This window comes from Phyllobacterium calauticae, from assembly GCF_019991125.1.
In the GTDB taxonomy this organism is placed as follows: Bacteria; Pseudomonadota; Alphaproteobacteria; order Rhizobiales; family Rhizobiaceae; genus Phyllobacterium; species Phyllobacterium calauticae.
The window spans coordinates 109,024-133,572 of the sequence record NZ_JAGENB010000009.1; the positions used below are offsets into that span (position 1 = coordinate 109,024).

General features: G+C 55.5%; 24 protein-coding genes and 3 pseudogenes. 10 read left to right on the forward strand and 17 right to left on the reverse strand.

The window, feature by feature from the left end; all coding sequences use genetic code 11:
- Positions 1-73 precede the first annotated feature (73 nt).
- Positions 74-3,574: an LPD7 domain-containing protein gene (locus J1W56_RS23020; protein ID WP_223615624.1), complete on the reverse strand. Its 3,501-nt coding sequence runs from the start codon at positions 3,572-3,574 to the stop codon at positions 74-76.
- Positions 3,567-3,956, reverse strand: coding sequence for a plasmid mobilization relaxosome protein MobC (gene mobC / locus J1W56_RS23025; RefSeq protein WP_223615625.1), 390 nt, complete (start codon positions 3,954-3,956; stop codon positions 3,567-3,569). Before mobC ends, J1W56_RS23020 begins: the two co-directional genes overlap by 8 nt.
- 481 nt (positions 3,957-4,437) lie before the next feature.
- Between mobC and J1W56_RS23030 the strand changes: the two genes are divergently transcribed.
- The 5 genes from J1W56_RS23030 to J1W56_RS23050 all read left to right on the forward strand — a co-directional run bounded on the left by J1W56_RS23030 (position 4,438) and on the right by J1W56_RS23050 (position 6,398).
- A complete protein-coding gene (locus J1W56_RS23030; protein ID WP_223615626.1) occupies positions 4,438-5,124 on the forward strand; it encodes a ParA family protein in 687 nt (228 codons plus the stop codon).
- A gap of 4 nt (positions 5,125-5,128) precedes the next feature.
- Positions 5,129-5,491: a hypothetical protein gene (locus J1W56_RS23035; RefSeq protein WP_223615627.1), complete on the forward strand. Its 363-nt coding sequence runs from the start codon at positions 5,129-5,131 to the stop codon at positions 5,489-5,491.
- A gap of 70 nt (positions 5,492-5,561) precedes the next feature.
- The gene (locus tag J1W56_RS23040; RefSeq protein WP_223615628.1) at positions 5,562-5,786 is read left to right on the forward strand and encodes a DUF2312 domain-containing protein; all 225 of its coding nucleotides are present in this window, start codon (positions 5,562-5,564) and stop codon (positions 5,784-5,786) included.
- The gene (locus J1W56_RS23045; RefSeq protein WP_223615629.1) at positions 5,786-5,998 is read left to right on the forward strand and encodes a hypothetical protein; all 213 of its coding nucleotides are present in this window, start codon (positions 5,786-5,788) and stop codon (positions 5,996-5,998) included. Before J1W56_RS23040 ends, J1W56_RS23045 begins: the two co-directional genes overlap by 1 nt.
- A 10-nt stretch (positions 5,999-6,008) precedes the next feature.
- Entirely contained in the window at positions 6,009-6,398 is a 390-nt protein-coding gene (locus J1W56_RS23050) for a hypothetical protein (RefSeq protein ID WP_223615630.1), read from the forward strand.
- 274 nt (positions 6,399-6,672) lie between these two features.
- Here J1W56_RS23050 and J1W56_RS23055 read toward each other — a convergent pair whose 3' ends face one another.
- The 13 genes from J1W56_RS23055 to J1W56_RS23115 form a co-directional block, all read right to left on the reverse strand.
- Positions 6,673-7,101, reverse strand: coding sequence for a hypothetical protein (locus J1W56_RS23055; protein WP_223615631.1), 429 nt, complete (start codon positions 7,099-7,101; stop codon positions 6,673-6,675).
- The gene (locus J1W56_RS23060) at positions 7,094-7,357 is read right to left on the reverse strand and encodes a type II toxin-antitoxin system prevent-host-death family antitoxin (RefSeq protein ID WP_223615632.1); all 264 of its coding nucleotides are present in this window, start codon (positions 7,355-7,357) and stop codon (positions 7,094-7,096) included. Before J1W56_RS23060 ends, J1W56_RS23055 begins: the two co-directional genes overlap by 8 nt.
- A gap of 99 nt (positions 7,358-7,456) precedes the next feature.
- Positions 7,457-9,427 carry a ParB/RepB/Spo0J family partition protein gene (locus J1W56_RS23065; RefSeq protein ID WP_223615633.1) on the reverse strand — a complete coding sequence of 657 codons (1,971 nt, stop codon included), beginning with the start codon at positions 9,425-9,427 and terminating at the stop codon, positions 7,457-7,459.
- Between the two features lie 651 nt (positions 9,428-10,078).
- Complete coding sequence (locus tag J1W56_RS23070) at positions 10,079-10,258, reverse strand: hypothetical protein (RefSeq protein ID WP_223615634.1); 180 nt, start codon at positions 10,256-10,258, stop codon at positions 10,079-10,081.
- Between the two features lie 76 nt (positions 10,259-10,334).
- Positions 10,335-10,661, reverse strand: coding sequence for a DUF736 family protein (locus J1W56_RS23075; protein ID WP_223615635.1), 327 nt, complete (start codon positions 10,659-10,661; stop codon positions 10,335-10,337).
- Positions 10,662-11,862: 1,201 nt separating this feature from the next.
- Positions 11,863-12,384 carry a hypothetical protein gene (locus J1W56_RS23080; RefSeq protein ID WP_223615636.1) on the reverse strand — a complete coding sequence of 174 codons (522 nt, stop codon included), beginning with the start codon at positions 12,382-12,384 and terminating at the stop codon, positions 11,863-11,865.
- 53 nt (positions 12,385-12,437) lie between these two features.
- Positions 12,438-13,979, reverse strand: a complete 1,542-nt coding sequence (locus J1W56_RS23085) for a DUF4942 domain-containing protein (protein WP_223615637.1) — start codon at positions 13,977-13,979, stop codon at positions 12,438-12,440.
- Positions 13,976-14,359, reverse strand: coding sequence for a theronine dehydrogenase (locus J1W56_RS23090; RefSeq protein WP_223615638.1), 384 nt, complete (start codon positions 14,357-14,359; stop codon positions 13,976-13,978). Before J1W56_RS23090 ends, J1W56_RS23085 begins: the two co-directional genes overlap by 4 nt.
- Positions 14,356-14,628 (reverse strand): hypothetical protein, encoded by a 273-nt coding sequence (locus J1W56_RS23095; protein WP_223615639.1) that lies wholly within the window; start codon positions 14,626-14,628, stop codon positions 14,356-14,358. The genes J1W56_RS23090 and J1W56_RS23095 overlap by 4 nt, the downstream gene beginning before the upstream one ends.
- Entirely contained in the window at positions 14,622-15,143 is a 522-nt protein-coding gene (locus tag J1W56_RS23100; protein WP_223615640.1) for a hypothetical protein, read from the reverse strand. Before J1W56_RS23100 ends, J1W56_RS23095 begins: the two co-directional genes overlap by 7 nt.
- A gap of 54 nt (positions 15,144-15,197) precedes the next feature.
- Complete coding sequence (locus tag J1W56_RS23105; RefSeq protein ID WP_223615641.1) at positions 15,198-16,067, reverse strand: DUF932 domain-containing protein; 870 nt, start codon at positions 16,065-16,067, stop codon at positions 15,198-15,200.
- Between the two features lie 155 nt (positions 16,068-16,222).
- Complete coding sequence (locus J1W56_RS23110; protein WP_223615642.1) at positions 16,223-16,486, reverse strand: hypothetical protein; 264 nt, start codon at positions 16,484-16,486, stop codon at positions 16,223-16,225.
- Between the two features lie 508 nt (positions 16,487-16,994).
- Positions 16,995-17,174 (reverse strand): hypothetical protein, encoded by a 180-nt coding sequence (locus tag J1W56_RS23115; protein ID WP_223615643.1) that lies wholly within the window; start codon positions 17,172-17,174, stop codon positions 16,995-16,997.
- Positions 17,175-17,218: 44 nt separating this feature from the next.
- On the opposite strand from J1W56_RS23115, the pseudogene ku reads away from it, so the two are divergent.
- A pseudogene (ku, locus tag J1W56_RS23120) lies at positions 17,219-17,901 on the forward strand (non-homologous end joining protein Ku); the annotation flags it as partial.
- Here the strand turns inward: ku and J1W56_RS23125 are convergent.
- Positions 17,873-18,631, reverse strand: a pseudogene (locus tag J1W56_RS23125) (ATP-dependent DNA ligase); the annotation flags it as partial. The pseudogenes ku and J1W56_RS23125 overlap by 29 nt on opposite strands.
- Before the next feature lie 195 nt (positions 18,632-18,826).
- On the opposite strand from J1W56_RS23125, the gene J1W56_RS23130 reads away from it, so the two are divergent.
- From J1W56_RS23130 to J1W56_RS23145, 4 genes and pseudogenes are all read left to right on the forward strand, one after another.
- Positions 18,827-20,833: a PAS domain S-box protein gene (locus J1W56_RS23130; protein WP_223615644.1), complete on the forward strand. Its 2,007-nt coding sequence runs from the start codon at positions 18,827-18,829 to the stop codon at positions 20,831-20,833.
- A gap of 275 nt (positions 20,834-21,108) precedes the next feature.
- A pseudogene (locus J1W56_RS23135) lies at positions 21,109-21,817 on the forward strand (exodeoxyribonuclease III).
- Between the two features lie 121 nt (positions 21,818-21,938).
- Positions 21,939-22,181, forward strand: a complete 243-nt coding sequence (locus J1W56_RS23140; protein WP_223615645.1) for a DUF6894 family protein — start codon at positions 21,939-21,941, stop codon at positions 22,179-22,181.
- 75 nt (positions 22,182-22,256) lie between these two features.
- Positions 22,257-23,555, forward strand: a complete 1,299-nt coding sequence (locus J1W56_RS23145; protein WP_223615646.1) for an Nramp family divalent metal transporter — start codon at positions 22,257-22,259, stop codon at positions 23,553-23,555.
- A gap of 748 nt (positions 23,556-24,303) precedes the next feature.
- Here the strand turns inward: J1W56_RS23145 and J1W56_RS23150 are convergent.
- Complete coding sequence (locus tag J1W56_RS23150; RefSeq protein ID WP_223615647.1) at positions 24,304-24,549, reverse strand: hypothetical protein; 246 nt, start codon at positions 24,547-24,549, stop codon at positions 24,304-24,306.

The following is a 24,549-nucleotide window of genomic DNA, read 5'->3' on the forward strand; positions in this document are numbered from 1 at the left end:
GCGGCTGCCGGCACAATTCGAAAGCAGAAGACCGGCCACAGGGGCCGGTCTTTTTCGCTCAATGCATACGCTTCTACTGTTTTTGACGGTGGACACTTTTTTGGGTCTGCCCCTTTTCAATCTCTTGTCGCTGCTTCAGCAGCTCGGCCTGATCCTGCGCCATGCGCTCTACCTGCGACGAACGATTTACATCCGTAGGCATTTCGCGCTTCGGATCTGCTTGGGCCGCATGTTCCGCTCGTCGTGCAGCTCCGGCCTCGGCCTGGGTGCGATAGGCATGATCCTCTCCGCCGCCCTCGAACGGCTTTTCATTCGTCGCCGAAGATGTGTTGGCCTGCCGAGTTTCAAGCGAAGCCTCATTTTCAAGACGTGTACGCACTGTCTCCAGCGCGATGCTGATTTCGCCTTCGGTGCGCCTAGGTTTGTCCTGCAGCGCCTTTGCTCTTTCTTGCGCCGCCTGGCTTTCTTGCTTCTCGATCGCTTCCTTCAGAACTTTTTCCTGTCCGGCTTTTTCTACCAGGTAGGCGTTTCCGGAGCGGGCAAGCTGTGCGGCCTGATTGAGCGCTGCGCCATAGACTTGCTCCGCGGCCTGCCACTGTGCCGGTGTTGTGCTGATGGCTTCAATCTGGGCGGCAGAGGCTTTCATAACCTTGTCCCACGCTTCCATGCCTTCTTTGCGTGCAATTCCAGCGTCAACGAAACCGGGGGCCTTGGCGGCCTCACGTGCAATGCGGGCTGTGTCCTTCTCGCGCTCTCGCTCAAAACGTGCGGTTTCCTTGGCAAGCTTTTCCTGAAGTTCGGGATTGGCGAGCTTATAGCCGTGTTCGGCCGCGACGCTGACCGCTTGCTCCTTGTCACGCGCCGTACCGGTGACGGTGATTTCACCCCATTTTTTCGTCGCTTCCTCCATGGCAGCGCGAACAGCTTCACGATCGTTCCTGTCATTGATCTTGACCAGGGTACCGGTATCCGTGAAAGCTGACGATTGCGGCTGGGGCAGCTCTGCACGGTCCGGAGTCTGCGTCTGCGGAATAACCGGCAAAACTGGAACAGTCGGGGCAGTTATCGTTTGGGTCGGTGTTTCCAGTTTTTCCGCATTGCCTGCGACAAAACCGGGGCGCTCTGCCTTAAGTCTGTCAAGACGCGCCGTTTCACGTTTGAGTTGATCCTGCAATTCTGGATTTGCGATCTGGAAGCCATGTTCGGCTGCCAGCTCGACCACGAGCGTCTTGTAGCTAGAGGTGCCCGTGACAGTAAGGTTGCCCCACTTGTCAGATGAAACCTGCATGGCGGCAAGAACTGCCTCGCGGTTCCTCCAGTCATGAATTTCGACCTTACTGCCGCTGTCGACAAAAGCGACTTTGCCGATCTCGCCATCATCCTTGAGATGCGAATAACGGATGGTTTCGCCGCGTTTCTCCGAAATGAAATTGCCGATATCCTGTGGCACCGGTTCGACATAACGGCCACCTTCCACCGCGCCGCGCTTACGTTCGATATTCTGCTGAGCATTCAGCATATTGCGCTGCGTTTCATTCAGTCTCTTTCGAGCGGTTTCCACCTGCGGCAGAAGCTCGACGGGCAAGGTGTCTTCGACGACTTTCATCTGATTGTTGATGTCGTCAAAAGCCGATTGCATTGTTTCCAGGTTGGGCATGGTTTCAGTTGCTCCTGTCATTTCGGTTGGACGGAATGTCTCGCGTTGTGCCGCTGCCGTAACGGCCTGTTCGGCGCGGTTTTTGAATGCGAGTATGGTTGCGGTTGTCGGCCGGTCGAGCGGCTTGCGGTTTGCTGCAAGTTCGGGTGTCACGACAAACTGATTGAGTACATCGGTACGTGACGGCTTGAGCGCGGCGAGTTCGGCCGGCGACACATCGATATAGGACAGGCTTCCGCCTGTTCGTTCCGCCATGCGCGTTGCCGCTTGGCGATCGCGGGTAAAGAGCGGCTGACTGGTGAGGGATGCGCCCGGCCGGTCGGCGCGATAAAGCCGTGTTGCCCCATCTGCCAGGACAGGTTCTAAGGTCCGGCTCGCGGCGATAGCTTCGACGGCGCGCCAGCCCTGCAGGGCTTCATTCGCTCGCTTACGGCCTTCCTCCCGGATCGGAATATGTGGCTTGCCCAAGCGAACGGCATCGACGCGGCGCCGGACGTTTTCAGAGGCAACACCGCGCTCGACGCGCCGGATATCCTTCAGCTTGTAGCCGGGCGGATTGGAACGTTCGAACCGGCTGACGGCTTCCATTGGAATGTGACGTTCGCGTGCTTCATGGGCAAGGGTTTCCCGGTAGCGCTGCAGATCCTGTATTTTCGGATCAAGCCGCTCGCCGGTTTCGGACCGCATCTTGACCACCGCATGTACGTGGATATGTTGGCGGTCCTCGTGCAGGGCAAAGGCGTATTTGTGTCCGGCAAACTCTGCTGCCAGCATGGCGCGGGCAGCATCGACAAAGGCATCTTTGTCCGTGCCGGGTTTGGCACTGAGGATGATATGGGCAACGTCACGCTGCTCACGCGAACGTAGATCCCGTTTCCAGTCGCGAGCTTCCTTGAGATTGGCACTGTGACCGATCAGGGTCGTGGCATCGGTGAAATCGCCGTCTTTCGAAAGCCTGACGGACTGAACGGCGCGACTACCACCGCGGGTCAACTGAGTCAGATACCGCACCGTACCCTCAACGCCATGTGCAAAGCCGCGCATGTCCATGTCGGTTTCCATACCGAACGCACGGTCAAACCGGTCCTCAAGCTGTGCCAGGGATTTGCGGTTATCAAAGATGCGGTTAGCCTTCAGCTCTTCGCCATGCCGGCGGGCAGCTGCACTTGAGATGATCTCAACGCGGATCGTGCCATCGGGTCTTTCTTCCGAGGCCCAGGCAAAGCGATGACCGGGGAGGGCGCTCTGCAAGGCACTCTGGATCTGTTTCTGTCCGCCACGGCCGGAGAACTGTTCTCCCTCGATATCGAGTGTGAGGCGAAGCACATCCTTGCTTGGCTCACGCTCCGGCTCTTCCTCGGTCCATGCGCGGGCGAGGGCGGCCAGATCTCCTGTTCCTTCAATCTTGCTACCGTCTTCTCGTTCCAGCGCAAGGTCGCCGTTACGGCCCTGATATTGGACGAGGGCATTCACACGGCTTGCACCCGCCGCATAACTTGCGATCTTGACCACGGCCGCCTGTGATCCCGCTGCCACTTTGAGTCGAACAGCGGTGATTTCGGCTGGTGATTTTGCAGGAGCGGGTGAGGGAGCTGCAGTTGCCTTTGCCGCACCAAGATTCTTCTTGGGAGCGGCCGCAGCACCGCCGCCACCGCCTGCCTGTGCGCTCTTACGCTTCTTCCACTCATCCTCAAGCGACGTGTCGATCGGGCGCGCGCCGGTTTTGACCGCGACACCAGATTTCGGCTTTCCGCTTGATAAACCCGGTTTGGCCGGACGCTTTGGTTTTGATTTCGCCAGAGCATCGAAGACGCCCTGCTGGATCAGACCTGCGTCGATGACCGCCTGTCGCAATGACCGGCGCCGGAATGTCAGACCTTCGAGGCCGGAAAACAGATCGTCCATCGGATCAATCATGATCGACCCCGATTTGTCGTTGAGCGCGCTTTCGTGCGTTGGCGCACAGAGACTTATAGTCTTCCGCCTGCTCAACCAGCTCCTTTGTCAGGCGGCCGATACCCGCCTGCAAAGTGGGGTAATCAGGTGTTCGGCCGGAGTTCAGAATACGGGCGATCTGGTTGATGTTCACCCCAATCACTTTGAGTTGGCGCGCATATTCGCGAATGGCATCGCGCACCTCTCCGTCATAAGTTGGTCCAGAGCTACTTACAGCTCTCGCAAAACGACGCAGCGCCTCGCTTTGCGTAAGGCCAAGTTGCTCAATCGCCACCTTGAAGCCGACGTATTCCGCATAGCTGAGCCGAAAATGCAGCATCTTGCTCTTCATTTTCTTGGTCAATCTTATTCCGCCTTCTCTGTATTCGGCTTCCGGGACTGCGTGAGCAGGACTGCCGGAAGTCGTTAAGCCCGTCCGGCGAGGGCACATGGCAAAATATGTATCTCATTTTTGCCTATCCTGCCATCTATATATATGTTTTTATGATCTTGCAAATGGCCTTGATGATAGATTCTTTTCATAGGCCCTGCGGACTGCCCAGGCCATGCAGCCCCTACGGCCCATTGTGCACCGACGGCCTGCAGGGGCTGTACGGACATCAATGGCCGTGCAGGACCTAGTGCCCCTACTGCCCTTACTGCCCCTAGTGTAACGACGGCCTTCAGGGGCTGTAAGTGCATCAGTGGCCATGCAGGACCTAGTGGCCCGACAGGCCATAGGGCCTTGAGAGGACCGACTGCCCCTCCATTTACTTTTGAAATTATATATGGTTGTGTCATCCTAGCTTAGAAGGCGCACTCACACCGAGAAGGGTTTCACCACCATGACAATAATCGCATTCGCCAACTCGAAAGGCGGGGTGGGGAAATCCACACTCTGCACGTTGATTGGATCCGAATTGGCGGCCCATGGCAGCAGGGTGCTGATCCTGGACGCAGACGCGCAGCAGTCCTGCTTGCAGTGGGCAGATCGATGCAGACTTGCAGGCACTCTGCCTGCAGGGCTTGTCATAGAACCAATTGGAAAGGTGCAGGAACTGACGCGGCGGCTGAACAACAGTGACGATGCCGATGTCATCCTGATCGACGTTCAGGGATCAATGAATGATTTGTTGACGACAGCAATCGTTGCCAGCGACCTCACGCTCGTTCCGACCAAGGCCACGGTGATGGAAGTGGTCGAGACCGTGAAACTCTTCGAGTGGGCGGCCAATCTCAAACGCGCACCGCTGCGTTTGGTCCTCAACCGTGTCGAAGGCATCGATCGAAACACGGTTGCGTTTACCGATGCAATCGCGCTGATCAGGCAACATCGCCTACAGGGACTATCGACGCTGGTTCTGTCGAGAAAGGTCTACGAGCAGTTCTCCAAGGATGCTGGAACGCTCTCGCAAATTGCCAAAGACCCGGCAAAGGCAGATCAGGTGGGCAAAGCGCGTAAAAACATCGCCGACCTGATTGGCGACATCCTTCAGGCCATCAACGATCTTAACGCAGTTGCCGCGCAGTAAGTTGATGACAGCTGATACTCCCCCCAAGTTCGCGCTGCCAAAAACCAGACGGAACCTATCAAATCTGGATGATCTTCTGATCGGTGTCATAGCGTCGCCGCAGCAGACAGAAGCTGGGCCTGAAATGGCAAGCGACATGCCGGACGTATCGACTAACCCTCTGCCGGTTCACGCCGAGATTTCCCCTGAACGTCGCGACAAGCCTGTTCGCCAGGCAAGCAAGTCTGCTCCGGCTGTCTCCCGCTCGCCGCTCAAGCTTATGATTGATGACAGTTTGATCGTGGCCACCAAGGTCAGGGCGGCCGAGAGCAAGACAACGGCGGCTTCAATCGTCGAAGAGGCTCTTCGTTCTTACCTGAAACTGTAGTCCCTCGCGTGCGCGTGCGTGCACGCGCGAGGGACTGGCCGAAAACAACCCATTTTAGAAAGACAATCCTATGTCCAGCAACAGCATATTGAAGCAGATCGTGAACGACATTGAGAGCGTTGAGGAAACGATTAAGGACCTAAATGACGAAAAGTCTGGGAAGTACAAGGAAGCAAAGTCCAAGGGCTACGACGTCAAAGCCTTGCGGCGCGTGATCGCCATCCGGCGCAAGGGCATCGAAAAGCACGAAGAGGAAGAAAACACGGTCGGCCTGTATCTGGCGGAGTTGGGCTGATGGACGAAGAACCGGCACCCAGCACCCGCCAGCTCTATCTGGATGGCCTGCAGGCCCGGGCGAAGCAGCACGGCAACGAATATGCTCTTCAGGCTGCGGCTACCACCATGGCGAACCTGTTGGCGATGACCAGCAAGGCAATGTATCGCCTGTCGAACCCGCCGCTGTTTTTGCCACCGGAAACACCACCGACGAAACGGAAGAAGCCCTGAGATGGCTGTGATGACGAAGATCGTCATCTATGGCGGCACCGGCAGCGGCAAGTACGTGCTTGCGCTTCAAATGAAGCAGGACAATCCGATGCTTGGTGAGCCTGTATTGATCCGGTCGCCATCGGATCTGCGACCGTTTTTAAGTTCGCCAGATGCCGGGATCGGCATCGTGCACGCATTGAGCGTACAGCACATAATCTCGAAAAGCCGAACGATGGATCTCGGGCCCGTACTGTTCGTTGCCGCGCCCGCAGAGGCTGAGGCATGGGGCGAGGATCTGTCGAGCGATGCGGCGGCATGGGACTGGCTGACAGGGGTCAATCTATCAGCAGTCACTGACAGCGCCGACTTCCTGGATGCGAACAGCGGCATTGAGGCGTGCACCCAACCGCTTGACTGAGGTCAAGTGACAATAGATTGAATAATCACTGATTGAAGGCAGCCACTTAATATTATTGTTTAATATCAATCGGTTAATTCCATAACAAAGGTTATGTGATTTTTGGCAGACCGGGAGTGAGTCAATAGCAAAGGCCCCGGCTGCATTGGCTGCCGGGGCCTGTTGACCGAAACCGCGGGAGAGACGCGAGCTTCGGTGAAAACGGGCAGGAGCGGGTTCGATACCCGCGATCTGCACGAGGGCGGGCGCCGTTGCCAGGAGGCATCGCCTCTGCTTAACTGGTTCTGTCGATCCTGCCTTTCGCCGATTGCAACAGTGGCCGCAAGGCGCGCTGTATTTCGAGCAGGAACTTATCGCTGAAGCGACCTTGCGGCTCTTGGCCGGGATCAAAATGATAGGATCGCTCGGCCACGTCGTAATTGTATTCACTGATGGTCAGCCACGCCCGTTTATGCTCCCGCAGCCCTGCCCGTCTTATCTCAAGCGCAGGAATTTCTATGGCGGCTTGTTCGTCCTGTGGCGATGTCCCGGAGATTGCCAAGATAACCAGATGGGTCAGATTCTGGCGAGGATCACGGAACGCCATGGCGAGACAAACGGGTCGGTTTTTTTCACCGTGCTCACGGCCTTTCTCTGATTGCCAGCGCCACAGATATGGATAGCGGACGATTGATCCGCTGCTGTAGCGGGATTGGTCACTCATCGGTCTTGGCCTCTAGATCGGCGATTTGGCTGTTCAGGCCGTTCAGCAGCACTTCTGCCAAGTCAGCAGGCGTCTCTCCCAAGGCGAAAACGCGGCGCGGATCAGCACTGTCCATCATGCGTTCAAATGCCTCCTTGGAGAGAACAACGACAGTGTCCCGGCCATGTTTCGTGAGCACGATAGGTTCCTTTTGGGCCTGATCATGAAACCGGCCAAAATGGCGGATAAATTCAGCAGTCGATACTTTCATGGCCATGTCGTCCTCCTATTCTGTATTTTCTGTATAATACAGAATATCGCAATTCGTTCAACAATAATCGGCAACGAATGGGCGGCTTGCGCCGCCCCTCGCCGGTTATTCCGCTGCCTGTTCGAAATCGTCCACGTCGAAGCTATCTGTCTCAGACGGATCGATATCGCCATCATCTTCGATGTCGTCGATGCTTTCCAGATCGGCAACATTGTTGGCGTTTGGCAGCTCGATGCGCACATATTTTGGCAACCAGTTGGTATCCTTGACCAGACGTTCAGCAATGATAACCGCTTCCGCCTTCTTCTTGGCGCTGGCAACGGCGCTTGCCGCCTGTTCTCCAGCCGCTTCCGTCACCGCCACTTGAATGCTGTTGCGGTTAAGATGTTTGAAGCAGCTTTCTGCTGTCGGTTCGTACCAATCTGCCACATCGATCTTGAGAGCGTCCGCCAGCCGGTGGCCATGTGCCACTGCATTGCTGTTGGATGCGTGCTTGAGCACAACCACATTGACCGCCTGTGCGGCGGCAAAGGCCAGAAGATCGAGCAGCTGCTCAGTTGATTGTTCAAGGCACCATGTCCAAAGCGCGTCTGGGCTGCCCGGAATGGTTTCACCGATCTGGCTGGCCCGATTGTTGACGGCATCGAGGGCAATACTGCCGCCAGTCATTTCAACACGCTTGTCAATGGCCTCGAAGTCCAAGGAGAGTTTGAGGCACGTTTGCGCGTCATAACGAGTGGTGCCATCAAGTTTCATCATCAGGGCATGCACAGTCGCCGCAAGCGCAACATGGGCATTGTTCATGAGTTCAGCGCGCAGGATCGCGGTTTTCTGTGCCGACAGGCTTTCGATCAGCGTGGCCGGATAGACGATTTCGGCCTTGGTGACTGCCTTGTCGTCATCATGCGATGTTTCATTATCGTTATCGCTACCGCCTTTGCTGGCCTGATCGTCGCGGGGTATGAAACCACGCTCGATGCGTGGCTTTCCCTGATAGTCCAGAGAAATGAACACCGTGCCCGTCACAATAAAATCTGGCGCATAGACAGAGGTTCTATCATTGAGAGCGTCGATCATTGCCACCAGTTCATCGGCTCTGGCTTCCGCATCATCATCCGCCTCGCCGCTTTCAATCAATTCCTCGAGTACGTCATATTCATCCTGCATCTGGTCGCGGGTGGCCAGTTCTTCAACTGTGAGGGGCACGCGTTGCGGAAAGTAGCGCTGCATATGCGAGGTATGAGCGTGATCATATTCCGGAATGATGTCCACATTGGCCCAGCCTTCCGCTTTCACCTCTTCCACAATGGCCTGCAGCTTTTCGGCAACCATGTTTTCCAATTTGACGGCATCAAGGACAAAACCGCTGTCGGGCTTGTCAAAGAGGTCACGACGAACCGGTCCACCCGCTGTTTCATAGGCGCTGAGGCCGCCGACGAAGAGCACTCGCTTGTCGGTCGCGGAAATTGCTGCATTGGATAGCATGCGGCGGATGGAATAGCTTTCCCTGTTCCAGCTTGGCAGTTCCTTCCATACCCGTTCCTGTTCGGCATGGTCATCGCTGACGGTGAAGGCTTTCAGCTGATCGAAAGTGATTTCCTCGTCACGATACAGCTGCAAGATTGCGGGCGAGACTCTTGCCAGTGCTAGCCGCTGCTTGACGTGATGTTCGGTCTTGCCGAAACGGGCGGCAATATCGGCAATCGATTTTCCTTCCTCGACCAATTTCGAGAAGGCGAATAGAGCGTCGACGGGATGCATATCGGTGCGAACGAGGTTTTCCGCCAGACTGATTTCCGTGGCTTCCTCGGCTGTGCGCACGATGCAGCGAATGCCGTGGTTCTTCTTGATGTCGCCGTTGGCGGCCAGCAGCTTGAAACCTGCCCATCGGGTGCCACCGGCTGTTACAAGATAATGGCCTTTCTTCTCGCCTTCCCTGACAACGAGGTTCTGAATGAGGCCCTTGCCTTTCAGGCTCGCCGCCATTTCTTCAATGGATTCATTGGTGCGGGTCTTGCGGGCATTGTTCGGGTCAAGGTCCAGCTTGTCGAGCGCGATGATGATGGTATCTGTCATTTGGAAATCTCTCCTTTTCCGGTTGTCCGCCAAATGGTCGGCGGGCAGAGGCCCTCGCCTCTGTCCCTGCCGCGTCGCAAGCAAGACACGGGGGTAAGGGGGGCAAGCGGAAAACCGGGAGGGGTCTCCCCCTCCGATCGCAGAGAGGACAAGGCCGGAACGGCCGCAGGTCTGCACAAACGAAGCGTGAGCGCAGTGCGGAAGATGGGGGATACCCGGTTTTGCGCTTGCAGGGGGTAGGGGCCGGTCGGCCCCTCTGCCCCTCTCACCTTCGTCAAAAAATAAAGTGCGGCCGGCGTTCCGGCTGCTCATCCTTGGTCAGGCACGAGGCGAAGCCGCGTTGATCGTCGGACGCTGTAGGTTAGCCGAGTGCCGGTTCTATACGACTGATGGCTTGCGGTGTCTTTGCCCCGCTGCTGCCAAGGGTGCAGCGCCCGCGAAAGCGATCGTGACCGGTATCGGACGAGACAACATTGTTGGCTCGGTGCCGTAGGCATAGAGCGCGGCCGCAGAGCGGTTCGCCTTATAGCCTCAAGGATCTTACCAAGGCAGAATTTTCATGATGGAGAAAAGCACTCGCCTACCCTACGGCGCCATTGAAAGCGCGGGCCGGCTCGTGCCGCAGCTACGCTGCAGGGCATCTCTGGATGATCAGAGTGAGCAGGATCCGGCGCGGCAATACATGCGCTTCATGGCCGCGTCTGCCTCGGCCTGGCTCAATCGCTTCTGAGCTTCCTCGATCGTCGGGCAATCACCGCCGTAGCCTTCTCGAGTACGAGGATCTATCACGCGCCATCCGCCGGACTTGGAAGGTTCAATGGTGTAGGTCATGGCTCTCATCCTTTCGGGTTTCGTTGGCACTTTCAATGGAAAAAGGCCCCTTGCGGGGCCTTCGTCGCGTCAGTTCTCAATCCCAGGGGATGACGGCCATGAGGGTGGTGTCGTCCTGGCCCGGGTAGCGCCCGAGATTGGCATTGAGCTTGTCGTAGCCGGTGTTGACGGACAGGGTGTAGTAGGTTGTGCCCTTCGTGACACTTGTCTTTTCCCAGATGCCGCCAATTTCGATCTTGCGGCCGCGGGGAGTCTTGGCGAAGAGCTTGAAGACAGGAGCCTTCGGGTTGTCGCTGTTCAGCTTCTCGCCGGTGATGTCGATGTCGAAGGCTACGGTGGCAATGTTTCCGGCCAGGGTATTGTCTTCGTTGATCTGGATGAAGTTTACGAGGTTGTCGGTCATCGCGTTTGCTCCTTTGTTCGCGTTGTCGATGGATACGTTCAAGAACCGGCAACAGGCCGGGATGCATCGGAACGACCGAAACGCGAGTGGAGGACGGCGGGGACGAAGCGAGGCCGCAGGCTGAGCGGATGATTTTGGAGGCGCAGCCGGCCGCGAGGAATGTCCGGAAGGACAGGGGAAAATCATTCGGTCCCGCCGTTGCTTGCCGGACAACCGGTTCTAGTCATCCATTCTCAAGACACCGCCCTGAACAAGGGCAGTTCGGCGTGATTTCGGCCCACCTCATTTCATCCGGGTCAACGACGGCAATACGCCGTACCGGTATGACCATGCCACCCTGCTGATCAACATCAGATTTCACGCAAAGAAACCAGAAGAGGCAATCCCGTATGACGGGCTCGTTACCAGCTCGTGCCAGGACATCGGGAGACCTGCAATCGGATCTACGGCGCCAGCGGAATACCCGACGACAAGTCGACGGTGCGGCCGCTATCACCCAACCTCTATCAACATCAGCTTATGCAAGCTATGCATCGCGATCTCGTGCTGCCTGGACTAGCAGGACGATACATTCCAATGGCAATGATCCGTTTGATGAAATGCTTGGCATGAAAATCCTGCAGGGGACTTTCCAGGATCGTATCAACCGAAAATGAAAGGATGCAGCAGCGCGGCCAAGGGAAGTCCCGGACCAACATGACGGCGGATCGTGCGAGATGCTGCAGGCGATGTCGGAATTCACATTGGCCTTTGAGAAATGCGAGCCAAGCGACCAAGGTCGCTTTCAATATTGCGGCAAGCGCCGGGAAAGGGGTCGCGAGGGGAAAAGGAACGGTTCCCCTCGCCGGGGCTTTCGGCCAGGTCACAGCCAGTACTTGGAATTTCAGCGGTAAGTGTTATATTAAGCTTGGAGCGTGGGGCAGGTCAAAACCCACCCCACCTTTACCTTAGGCTATCAATCGAACCCGGATCGACAGTGTCCAGCTGCTCCGGGTTCTTTTGAATTCAAAGGTAACAGTCACGGGTAAAAACCACATGTCTGTTTCTCCAAGTTCGAGGGCATAAGCCGTATGCCTCAGCCAGGGAGGCTCATCCCCCTGATTGCACCGGCTGGCACGGTGCTGCTGCTTTGCCCTCAAACCTTGAATCGGTCTCTTAGCTTATCAGATCGAGTCGCTTACCAAAACGCTAACATCTGCTGTCATCGCGATTGTTCGGCGCCACTTTGCGGCCGGATCGCCTCCATCATTTCATCATCGGTGAGACCGTTGAGTATGGTCAGTCCAGGATTGCGCTTGATGAACAGTTGCCGCGCGGTCTGGCCGTCGGAATAAGGCGTATCGAGCTTGTCCGGGTCGAATTTGAACGTATATTGATCGGTGCCGATAATGCCGACAACCTTTTTGCGACAGGCGGCTTTGATGGTTTTGAGAAGCACGAAGCGTTCTACTTGTTCATTTGACCAGCTTTCGAGATCGGGCTGAGACATGAACGGCTCTCCCTTGAGTTGATAGCCTGTATCGCGTTTCGGCAGGGCTGCAAAATATGCCTCAACAGTCAGCCGTGCGCTATGGTCGCGCCAGTGTTGCTCGTCGCAGCCACCATGCCCGCGATTGGCTACATCGGCAACATGCTTGCCGTCCGCATAGAGCTTCGCACTGTAGGCGTAGCTATCATCGCTGAGAGCGGCGTTGTACTGAATGCTCTGCAATTCTAGTTTCATGACGTTCTGCCTTTTTCCGTTGGAGGGGACGACCGGAGAGACACGCAGCCGACCTAACGGCCGTACCGGGTGCCGTTCTTCCAGACTTTGACGAAAAGCGTGTTGACGTTCGTTCCGGACGCGGAGAACGAACCTGCGGGAAGATCTTCCCATTGCGCGCTCATCTTCTGCATGAGCGCTCGGAACGCTGCTGACTTCTTCGTCTCGCGGAACTCAGTTCCAGCAGACATGATGGCCACAAGCCAGCCGTCGTCCTTCAGGAACTTCAGTGCATGGAAGACATGATCGATGTCGCGCTCGCGGTCGAATGGCGGGTTCATGATGACAATGTCATAGAGCCCGGTTACATCGGGTGTCAGCTGCAGGAAGTCTTTCGCGTAGACACGGTTATAGATGCCTTCAGCCTGCAAGTTTTCTGCAAGTGCGGGCTGGATCTCGACGCAATCGACGAGATTGTCGAAGCGGTATTTTTCCAGATAGTGCGATCTGCCGCCGGACCAATTGTCCAGTTCTTCGATGGAATGGACACAGCGGCGGGCAAGATTGCCGGTGCCCGCCGAAGGCTCAAGAATGCGAAGCTGCGGTGCGTCCGCGCGCTGCAGCGTTGAAATGTTCCGGAATACCCGGTCGCAAGCGCCGTCGGGCGTCGGATAGAAGCCGAACCGCTTGGCGGGCAGGTTCTTGATGTTGGCAAAAGGGTCCTCTTCCGCTTGGCTCCCGTCGCCGATGACTTCGCCATAATACTCGGCCAAGAGCTTGTTGACCTTCGCAACCAGGTCGGCGCGCTGAAACCACAGATGCGCATTGCCGTTCATGAATCCGCGTATTTTGAAATATTCGGTTTCCACCTCGCTTTGCTGACGCTGCCAGACGCCGCGCCGGTCAAGGTCGATGGCATAAAGCGCTGATGTGAAATCAGCTTCCGTTTGACCATCCAGCACGGCAAAGACGCGCTCGATGTCAATCAGCGTGTGGCGTATGCTGCCATAGGAAAGACGACCACTGTCATCAAACACCCGTGTCAGGATCAGACGGGAACCGATTTTGAAACCGTCATGCGAACGAAAGCGGCGATCCAGTTTCGAAAAGGCATTGGCTATACCGCGCCGGAAAATCGTATCGGCATCAAGGGCAAACTGTTCCAGCGTTGCCATGATGTTATCGACGGTAAGAGGCGGCATGCCTTTGGCAATCTCTTCCTCATTGACCAGTTGGCCGTCGCGGTCAACGCGATCAGGAATGTAGCGCATCTGGCTGCTGAGCTGCTCCTTGGCCTGTGTATCCATCAGACGTTGCAGGTCGGTGCGCTCGACAATCCAGCTCCATGCGTCCAGATCGGTGAGACGGCGCGCGGTGCGCAGATATTGCGCCCGCTCCGGCAGACAAACAGCATTCCGGAAGGCTTCGACTTCTCGCGCTTCGGAATAGTTGTAGCTATTGGTTCCAGGATGACAGTTGCGCGCCATTTCGTGCGCGGCTTTTATCGCCTCGGCCGCCGCTGCGATCTTCGCATAGGCAATTTCGTAGAGTGACAAGGCCTGATCGCGATAGCGCACAATGTCCTCAATGGTGGCACGGGGCATAATCGCATTCATGACGGGTTTGCTTTCTTTGCTGGTATTGGTGTGTCTTTGCCCGCGAAATAGTCCGGACGCCGTGCCAGTTCCTGCTCTGCGAACATGCTGGCAAAAAGGGGCAGTTTCTTTTCAAGGCGTCGCTTCAGGTTCAGTTCACGCACTCGGCCTTTGGCCTCGATGCTCCAGCGCCGGGGTGGTGCAGGGTTCAATAATTGCCATGTCACTGCGTATCCGCCTCCGGGGACCCAGAGTGCCAGAACCTCGGGCGGACATTTGGCTCCGCGTTCGACGTCGACAGAAATCAACACGGGCTCGCCGGGGCAAGTAACGTGCGGCAGTCGCCAGATGAGTGAATAGCGAGCCATTTCGACGGATTTGGCGGGCCTTGGCTTTTTCACGAGACTTGGCCTTCGCCTGCATGCTCCAGTCTGTACCAACCGGAGTAGAGCCGTTCTTCCTGGGCGCCAAGATCGCTCGTCGTCCATTCCTTGGGTCCAATGCCAAGATAGGTGCGCTCGATCCGGCTGCCGGCGAGGATGACGAGATAACAATCCTGCGTGTAGACGTAACCCGGTGTTGGTGCGCTGCCGTCAGGATCGACACCAAAATAAGGTGCAAGGTCCTTAACTCTGGTGCGCGTTGCGCGAAACTCTTCCAGCGTCAGCATGTCCCCACCTCTTCAAGAACACCAAGATGATGTAAAACGGAGGGAGCGGCAGAGAAGTCCGGAAGGTAAAAACCCGAGGCAACGACACTCTTGTCGAAGAGGGTCCGGACTGCACCGAGCGGATCGGGCTCGCCGAGGGCGGCATGCAAGGCGGATGATTCAACTACATCGCCATATCCGGACGCCTGAATTGCAAAGACGCGCCCCTGTTCGCGTGTCCATGACCATCGTGTTGCCGGATAGTCGTCTCCCCCGCCATGTTCGACGCGATAGGGCAACGAAATGCTTTGCAGAACATCTTCAATGGGTGCCACATCATCGGCAAAACATTCCTCGAATGAAAATGCCGGATTGCTGGCGTTCCTTAAGGCAGCGGCAAACTCTTGGCAGTGGTCACCGTCGACTGTTTCATTGCGCATACCGTGCGTTCGCAGGGAAAGCACAATCAGTTCGAGCGCGGCCACGGTTTCGATGCGCCCGTGGAGTGTCAGTGTCAGATAGCAACGGTCACCCATTGTTTTATTCCGTTCAAGAGTGGACGAGTGGGCGGCTCTCGCCGCCCGTTAAAATCAGGCAGCGGCTTTGACGCCTTTGAGGTTGGCCATTGTCTGGCTGAGCAGCCAGAGCGCTTTGTTGAGCTTGATATCCTGATCGATACCGTTGACGGCGCGGGTTCGCACCCGGCGAATTCGATTGCCCTCGGCATCGCGGAACGGTCCGCGCAGACCGCCCCGAATGGCGTTTTCCTGAACCACATTGAAGACGGTCCAAAGATCGTTTGCCTTGTCGTCATAGCGGCGCGGGTTCAGAAGTTGTTTCGGCTGGATCGGCGTTGCGGCCTCGCCATCCTCGGCAATGCCGAAACGGATGATGTGCGCACTTTCCGCGAATGCCATCTGTTCGGCGGGTGCAAGCTTGACCGTGCTCCAGTCCTGCGGCGCTGCGAGCGTCGCTTCTGCTTCCTGCAATACCCGGTAAGTCCCTTCGATGACTTTGGCGCCAACATCGCCGCTATGGCGGACCTTCACGCTGTCGATGGTGCCGGTCTGCGCCACGAGTGAATTCTCGCAGCGGATACGAAACAAACCGGCCATCAGGTCATAGGCGCTTGTGCCATCATTGGCGTTTTTGAGAAGGATTTCGCAGACCGTATCACCGACACGATAGACCTTGCCGTCATCGATGCGGCGCAGGCGGATCAGGTGCTTGGTGAAGGGTGCCTTGCCCGGATCGCGGGTGCCAGACTGGCGCGCGCCAACCGGCATGAAACCTTCTGCTTGCAATGCGCGCAGAATATCGATGGTCGGAATCGGCTGAAAGCGGTCTGACCGGCTTTCATGGGCAGCGGTTGCAAAGATCGACGGTGCTGCCTTGCGCAATTCATCGTCGGTCATGGCGCGGGCGGCATCAAATCGGGCAGTATGTGCATATACGGTCATTTCCATCTCCATGATTTCCGAAAACGGAATGTTTCGGTGCGCAGGCAAGAGCCCTGCCCGGCTGAGGATTGTTGCTGGTTTTGTGAATGGGATAAGTGGGCGATGCCCGGACCGGAGCGCGCACGCTCCAGTCCGGTCTTGCTGTCAATCGCGGTCTACTTTGCGACCGATTTCACGGATGCAACCGAGGCGGCGGCCCCGGCGCGCCAATTCTCGAGCTGCTCAGCCGTCAGGGGCGCATTGGCAAATGGTCCCTTGCTCTCGTCAACCGGGAATGTTTCCGCGCGCCATTCGCCGCGTGTTCCGGCACCGCCGTCGCCATCATTGTTTGCTTCGGCGTGAGCGGTCATCGGAAGGGCAAGTGCGCCTGCAGAAATGACGGCGGCAGCGAAAAGAAGGTTCAAGGATTTCATGTTCATTTGTCTTTCCTGTCTTGGTTGCCGGTCGGCCTGTTGCCGTTCCGGCGGGGTTGGGTTTCTTTGTCAGGCTGAAGGGAAGGCCCTCGCCTGCCCTTCTGGCGTCGCCGAGACCGGAGATACGGGGTGGCAAGCTGAAAACCGGCAAGGGGTATCCCCATCCGAGCGCTGGCGAGGACAAGGCCGGAACGGCCGCAGGTCTGCACGAGCGGAGCAAAGCGCAGAGAGGAAGATTGGGGAATGCCGGTTTTCTGCTTGTGAGGGGAAAGAGGCCGAGCCTCTTTTGTCCCCTTCTCCTTCGCAAATACAATCATGGCGGCAGCCATCACCCTATCGGCCGCTTGGATAGCGGACCGAGCTGGTCGGTTTCTTCAGGCCAATCTCAGCAGGTGTTTGTGCGTCGGGGCCTGTACTGCACAGGATCTGGAAGGTACTGGGACAGGACAAGGTCTCGCCTGGCGCTATGAAGGAAAGTCATGCTGCAGCGTTTATGCCGGCAGCGAGAAGATCGTCACCCGAATGGGACAAGCCTGCGCTTTGGCAGGCTTGGTGCGCGCAGCGCATAGAGCTGTCCGCGCAGCGGCTCGCCCATGGTCTTTTGCTGCTTTGACATATCGGAAATCATCAGAAACCGGGCGATTTCTGGCGACGAAATGCCAACCCGCTTGAACACCCGGCACTGTTCAAGCATCCAAAACATCAGCAAACGCTGACTGTCATGATTGAAATTGGGACAACCGCGTCGTCAGTCACTACGTCGACGCCATCACCGGCAAGGAAGTCAAGGAAGACGACGAGGTGAAAGGCTATCAGCGGGGCGAGAACGACTACGTGATCCTTGAAGACGAGGAACTGGAAAACGTGGCGCTCGACAGTCCCAAGACCATCGATATCGACATCTTCTCCCCCGCGCGATTCCATCGAAGGGATATGGCTCGACACGCCCTGTTTTCTGTCGCCGGACGATCCGGTCGGCCAGGAGGCGTTCTCGGCAATCCGTGATGCAATGGCCGAGGAAGACATGGTGGGAATTTCGCGCCTGGTGATCTCGCGGCGCGAACGCGCGGTGATGCTCGAAACGCGCGGCAAGGGCATCGTGCTATGGACCCTGCGCTACGGCGACGAGGTTCGCGACGAGAATGCCTATTTTGGCGATCGACGATAAACCCTCCGATTCGGAAGTCATGCCGCTCATCCGGCAGCTGATCAATAAACAAACCAGTCATTGGGACAGCAAGCTGGTTTCCGATCCGGTGCAGGATAAGCTGTTCGAAATCATCGAGGCCAAGCGGAAGAAGTCGAAGCGTCCGGCGAGGGGGAAATCGTCTGAACCGAAAGCCACGCCGAATAGTGTCATCAATATCATGGATGCTCTGCGAAAGTCCGTCGAAAGTGAAAACCGTCGGGGCAAGCGCTAGGAACTGATACCAGGCGATCCGGGAAACCGGCAGTTTCACCGCTGGCGACATCAGAGCCAGCGCTTCCGTCCCGTCCGCTGCGCGAACGCGATTCAAGGGAACCCGACCTGTCGCTCGATCCGATGCCTTCCAGCGACAAGCGGCAAGCCGAACGCAGAACCGCCTCGCCGCCGGTCTCGAAATGCTCGACGAAGCGTAAACGGGTGTCATCGCCAGCATCTGCCAAGAGTTGCTGCAATCGCTCCTTGCGCTTGGTTAGCGGTAGAGGCCGCAAATCTTCGTCATCCTCGACCAGAAGGTCGAAGGCGAAATAGACGAGCGCATCAGTCTTGCCTTCCGAAAGCGCTTCCTGGAGCGCGGCGAAGTCCGGCGCGCCGCTTTCGTCGAGTGCGCAGATCTCGCCGTCGATGATGGCATCGGGCAGCCTGGTGCCAGTGCGCGCGATCGCCGAATATTTGGCCGTCCAGTCGAGACGGTTGCGGGTCTTCAATGTGACGTCGCCACCCAGCACGCGCATCTGAATGCGATAGCCATCGAATTTAATCTCGTGGATCCATCCCTTCGCCGACGGTGGGCGTTCCAGGGACACGCAAAGCTGCCGGGCGATGAAAACCGGAAGCTCGACGACAGAAGCCGCCGTCTTCGAACGTCTCGCTCCGCGAGTGCCCGCTTGGCGCTCCTCGGCGCAAAAGCCGTCCTTTAGCAGCCAACACAGATCTCCTGTACGATCGGTGGTGTTAATATCATCATTCATTGAGCTTCAGGGACGATCTCAATTCCACAGCTCAATCCACAACCATTGCTCCAGCGGTGGAAATGAGCTCACTGATCCGCAAGGCAAACTTTTTCTTGACGATCATAAAAATGGTAGCATTGTATTTTTCTGTTTCTGTTCCGTGCGGCTTTATTGGGAGTCAAGACCAACATGAACGGCAAGGATTTAGCTTCCAATAAAATAGAAATCTTGATGGAGAATGCAGGCAATACGCTTCCTTGGGATAGCTTTACCCCTGATTATCTTTTGGAGTGTCTGCCGGCCGCCATTTACGTAACGGACGCGTCCGGCAGGATCACTTTCTTCAACGAAGCCGCTGCGGAGCTTTGGGGGCAACGTCCTGAGCTTGGAAAATCAGAGTTTTGCGGATCCTGGAAAATCTTCTGGCCCGACGGCACACCCCTTCCGCATGCCGAATGTCCCATGGCGCTCGCATTAAAGCTTCAACGACCGGTCCGTGGCGTCGAGGCCATTGCCGAACGACCGGATGGATCGCGTGTGCCATTTTTACCCTTTCCGACCCCACTCTTTGATGAATACGGCACATTAACTGGCGCCATAAACTTGCTTGTGGATATCAGCTCCCGTAAACAGGCAGAGGAAACATTAATCCGGCAAAAGCAGCGAATGGAAACCCTGAACAGGATTTCCAAGGTGATTTCCAGTGATCTCGATCTTGATCGGATCATTCAGACTGTGACCGAAGTTGCTACCGACCTTACAGGGGCTCAGTTTGGGGCCTTTTATAACGCGCCGAGCGAAGAGGGCGAAAGCTATTCTCCCTACTCACTGTCGGGAATCCCCCAAGAGACATTTGAGAAATTGGATCTGCCTCGCAACCCCGCGCTATTTGATCCGATATTCCGGGACATTTCGATCATCCGCTCCAATGATGTCCGCAGCGATCCTCGCTATGGAAAAAGCACACAGGGCATGGGTACGTCGAAAGGACACCCTCCGCTCGTAAGTTATCTCGCCGTTCCCGTTATTTCCCGTACTGGAGAAGTTCATGGGGGCCTGTTCTTTGGGCATGATCGGCCCGACATTTTTACCCCTGAAGTGGAAACAATCGTCGCTGCTATCGCAGCCCAGGCTGCGGTCGCAATCGACAATGCCCGTCTGCTGCTGTCTGCACGCTTAGAGCTTTCGGAGCGACGCAATAGTGAACAAGCAGCACAAAGGCTTGCGGCCATTGTCGAGTCCTCGGATGACGCGATTTTGACCAAGACCTTGGACGGTATTATTACAAGCTGGAATCGGGGTGCGGAAAAGCTGTTCGGTTATACCGAGGTCGAAGCCGTCGGGATGAATGTTACAACTCTCATACCAGAAGAGATGGTCGATGAAGAGCCCAGTATTTTGCGAAGACTGCGCAACGGCGAGCGCATTGATCATTACGAGACGATTCGTAAACGCAAAGATGGCTCCTTTGTTGATATATCCCTGTCAGTATCGCCTCTTCGGGACGCGACCGGTAAGGTATATGGTGCTTCCAAAATCGCTCGCGATGTCACTGAACGACGAAAAGCGCATGAACGTCAAAATCTGCTCTTACGGGAAATGAATCACCGAGTTAAAAACCTCTTCGCTGTGGCCAGCGGCGTCGTTGCGTTGAGTGGCCGCAACGCCTCCTCTATAGAAAGTCTGGTCGCATCCATCCGGGAACGGCTGGCGGCGCTCGCCACGGCCCATATTATGACCCTGCCTAATCTTAGTGACGAACATCTGGAAGCCCCGGCTTCTACGTCGCTCCATCAGTTGCTGGAAGCCATGCTTGCTCCGTATCGCGACCTCGCTGATCTCACTCGGATAGAAATCTCGGGAGATAACATCACTATTCAAAGTAGTGCACTTACCGGACTTTCACTTGTGTTGCATGAGTTCGCAACCAACGCGGCGAAATATGGCGCACTGTCTACGCCAGATGGCCATCTTCGTATTAATATTTGCGACGATGATAATGATCTAAGTTTGGAATGGATTGAAAGTGGTGGGCCAGCAATCTCCGATCCAACCGATCATCGGGGTTTTGGTGCCACGCTTGAAAAGGCCATTATCGAAAGCCAGTTGTGCGGCCGGATCGATCGCAGTTGGAAACCAGATGGTGTGACCATCCATGTATCCATTCCGCTTTCCACCGTCGAGCAGAATTCATAACGCGATATCGACGTATCGCTAGAAAAATTTGAAGCTGAAGGTGCGACACAGGTTTATCCAGCACGGAGATATCGGCATATTCCGTTGTAATCGACGATGGATCACCGGTCGGAAACATAAACGGAATTTGCCTCTCTCGCAAAAAGTTAGCGACCGGAAAACTTGTGGCTTGCTTCAAATTCACATCGAGTAGAGCAAAATCAATCTGCTCGTTCTGTGCAAGCGTAGCGCCTGATCCAAATGAGCGGCAGGCCCAACAATTTGGCAGCACGGTTCTGCTTGGATGGCTCGCACAGTGCGAGCCAGACGTTGTGTGCCTGCAGGAACTGAAAGCTCCCAACGAAAACTTTCCGGAAAGCGCGCTTGAGCGGGCGAGATTTGGCGCAAACTGGCATGGACAAAAAAGCTGGAATGGCCTTGCCATTCTTGCCCGCGACATGGTTCCTATTGCAACCCGTCGCGGCTTACCCGGTGATGCCGACGATAAACACAGTCGCTATATCGAGGCGGCCATCGATGGTGGAGTAGTCATCGGCTGCGTCTATCTCACCAATGGCAACCCTGCCCGGGGCCCAAAATTTGACTTTAAACTCAGTTGGTTTCACCGTCTCCCGCCTACGCCGCCGAATTATTGGCACTTGATCTGCCGACCATACTCACCGGCGATTATAACGTCATACTCAAGGATCGGGATGTGTATGCACCGGAGCGATGGCGGCATGATGCACTGTTTCGCCCCGAAGTGCGATCGGCCTTCCAGGAATTAATCACTCAAGGCTGGATTGACGCAATCCTGATGAACGAATTTTCACGTTCTGGATATATTTCCGAAATGCTTTCGGCCGTTCGGGACTGCGGATTGATCATTTCCTGGTAAGTCCCGCCATCGCAAGTCGCCTGAAACAGGCAAACGTGGACAGAGCCGCACGTGGATGGGCGCACGCGAGTGTCCACGCACCTGTTTGGTTAGAGATCAATCGGTGAACTATACTATCCCACCATACTGCCTACTTCGAGACTCTGAGGAACTGTTCGTTCATTGCGCCGTTTAAGGTCATGTCAGTTGCCACTGTCTGAAAATGACTGCCTATGGATAGGATTGCAAATGCCCCTCTATAAATTTGAGTTCCATGAGGACCTGAAGTCAGACATCGTCTCTGAAATAGAGCTTGCTGATGATGCCACAGCGCAAAGCGAAGCAGTTCGAACCGCCAAGGAGTTGATGGTGGATGGGATTCTTGAAGGATTTGACAGATCAAACTGGATCATCCGCATCTATAATGAAAAAAATCCTGACATGATCGTCGGCGTCGTCCTGTTTTCAGATTTCGTCATCCGGGAAATCTGATCCCGGTACGACGGAACGAATGACCTTTCTCTTCGTTTCTTTGCACTTGTGCTTCATAACGGGAGGAAAAGCGTCATGGATAACACACCCGATCCTGAAAAAGATCCAGTGGTAGGAACTTCCAAGCCCCGACTGCTCGCGGTGTTAGGGCCTGGTCTCATAACTGGCGCTGCCGATGATGATCCAAGCGGCATTGCGACCTATTCACAAGCCGGTGCTCAGCTGGGGTTCGCCATCACATGGACGATGCTGTTCAGCTATCCCCTGATGGCAGCCATTCAGGAAATCAGCGCCCGCATAGGCCGAACGACGGGCAACGGGATTGCAACGAATTTGCGAACCTATTATCCACCCTGGATTCTACCCGTTATCGTTGCACTGCTGTTTATCGCCAATGCGATCAATATTGGTGCAGATCTTGGTGCAATGGGGGAAGCTGTGGCTCTTTTGATTGGCGGCAAGGTTTGGCTCTACGTGATCGCCTTTGCCATTGTCAGTACTTTTCTTCAAATATTTCTCCAATACACGCAATATGTCTCGGTATTGAAATGGTTGACTTTTTCGCTGTTCGCCTATTTTGGCACGGTGATCTTTGTCCAAATACCGTACGGGGAGCTAGCCCGCGGATTTTTTATCCCAACACTGTCATCGGATAAGGCATTCTGGACAACAGTCGTGGCCATCCTGGGAACCACCATCAGTCCTTACCTCTTCTTTTGGCAAGCCTCCCAAGAGGTCGAGGATGAGAAGACCCGTCCCACGCGCCAACCTTTGATAAAAGCCCCGGATCAGGCCAAAGGGGCAATCAGGCGTATTCGTATTGATACATATGTTGGCATGGGTTTTTCCAGTCTGGTCGCCCTGGCTATTATGGTAACCACAGCGGCTACATTGCACGCCGCAGGTCAAACCGACATTGAAACGTCTGCACAGGCTGCCGAAGCACTAAAGCCGATCGCGGGTGAATTTGCCTTTGCAATCTTCGCATTGGGTATCATTGGTACCGGGCTTTTGGCTATCCCGGTTCTGGCTGGTTCCGCAGCCTATGCGCTGGGCGAAGCAAGACGTTGGCCAGTCGGTTTGGCCCGAAAGCCTCTGGAAGCCAAGGCATTTTACGCAACTCTTGCTGCGGCTACTCTCATCGGCACGGCCGTCGATTTTTCCCCCATAGATCCCATCAAGGCTCTGTTTTGGAGTGCGGTGATTAATGGTGTAGTTTCAGTACCAGTGATGGTCATGATGATGTTGATGACAGCAAGAAAAGATATCATGAAGGAGAATACTGTAAGGGGACCCTTACAATGGGTCGGATGGCTTGCCACTGCAGTGATGGGTACTGCTGTCATTGGCATGGGAATTACTTCTTTTTTGTAGTGGCTCATTAAAAAACGGAAAGGCGATAGGCAGCAGGGGCATGGCGCGGAAAATCCAAAAACCTCCAGTCGACAATCTCATCTAGCTCCCTGTCACAAAAGACCGGCGACCTCAGTCTGTAATCATTCGGCCAGATGAGATAAATGGCTTGTACCTGCGTCTGATTGAACGAACGACTAATTCAGAAACTGATCTGTTTCTGATCAGTGTCTCCATAAATGGATGCGAATACGAGATCTCCCACGGATTGAGACGGCCGGCGCTTACTGTGGCAAAGGATATCGCTGATCTTGCCCTTCTATCCAGCGTACGGCAAACAAACTATGATGCCAACAGATGACGTTCGCATCCGATGTGTTAAAACTCTCGATCTCTGATCACGACAAAGGGGTGGTCTGTTTGACCACCCCTTACACCTCCAGACAAGTTAGCGGCTTTTACCGCTTTGTCCTGATTTTGGCGATTTGTCAGCGCTGCTAGCGGTTGAACTGCTTTTAGCCGATTTGTTGTCTGACGTTTTTGCCCCACCCTTCGCGGCTGATTTGCTCTCTGTTTTTGGCATTGTTTCCTCCTATGGTCAGCTGAAAAAACCCAGCATACAGAAACCTTACTGCAGTCAATCGGTTCCCTGTGCCAGCGGAAATTCAACGGTTCTGGTCTTTTGGCTGACCCTGGACAGCAGTAGACGTCACAGAAACCGGATCTCTCCCGCGAGAACTCTGCTCCAGTCCGTCATCCAACTGTTTATCTAAAACTGCCAGGTCTTCGGGACGCCCCCCATATGGCGCTGCGATGTACTCTCACCTTCGGCCGGTACATTTGCCACCTGAACCATGACTGCCTTAGCTTTAACAATCAGACCATCGGGATCGAAATCAGACCGGTTATCATGCAATGTAACCCTAATAGCCTGACCGCCCTCACCCAGAAACTCCACCAAATAAGTTCCCATTCCTGCAGTGCGGGGAGTAATGCGCGTGTCAAGAATCTGCAT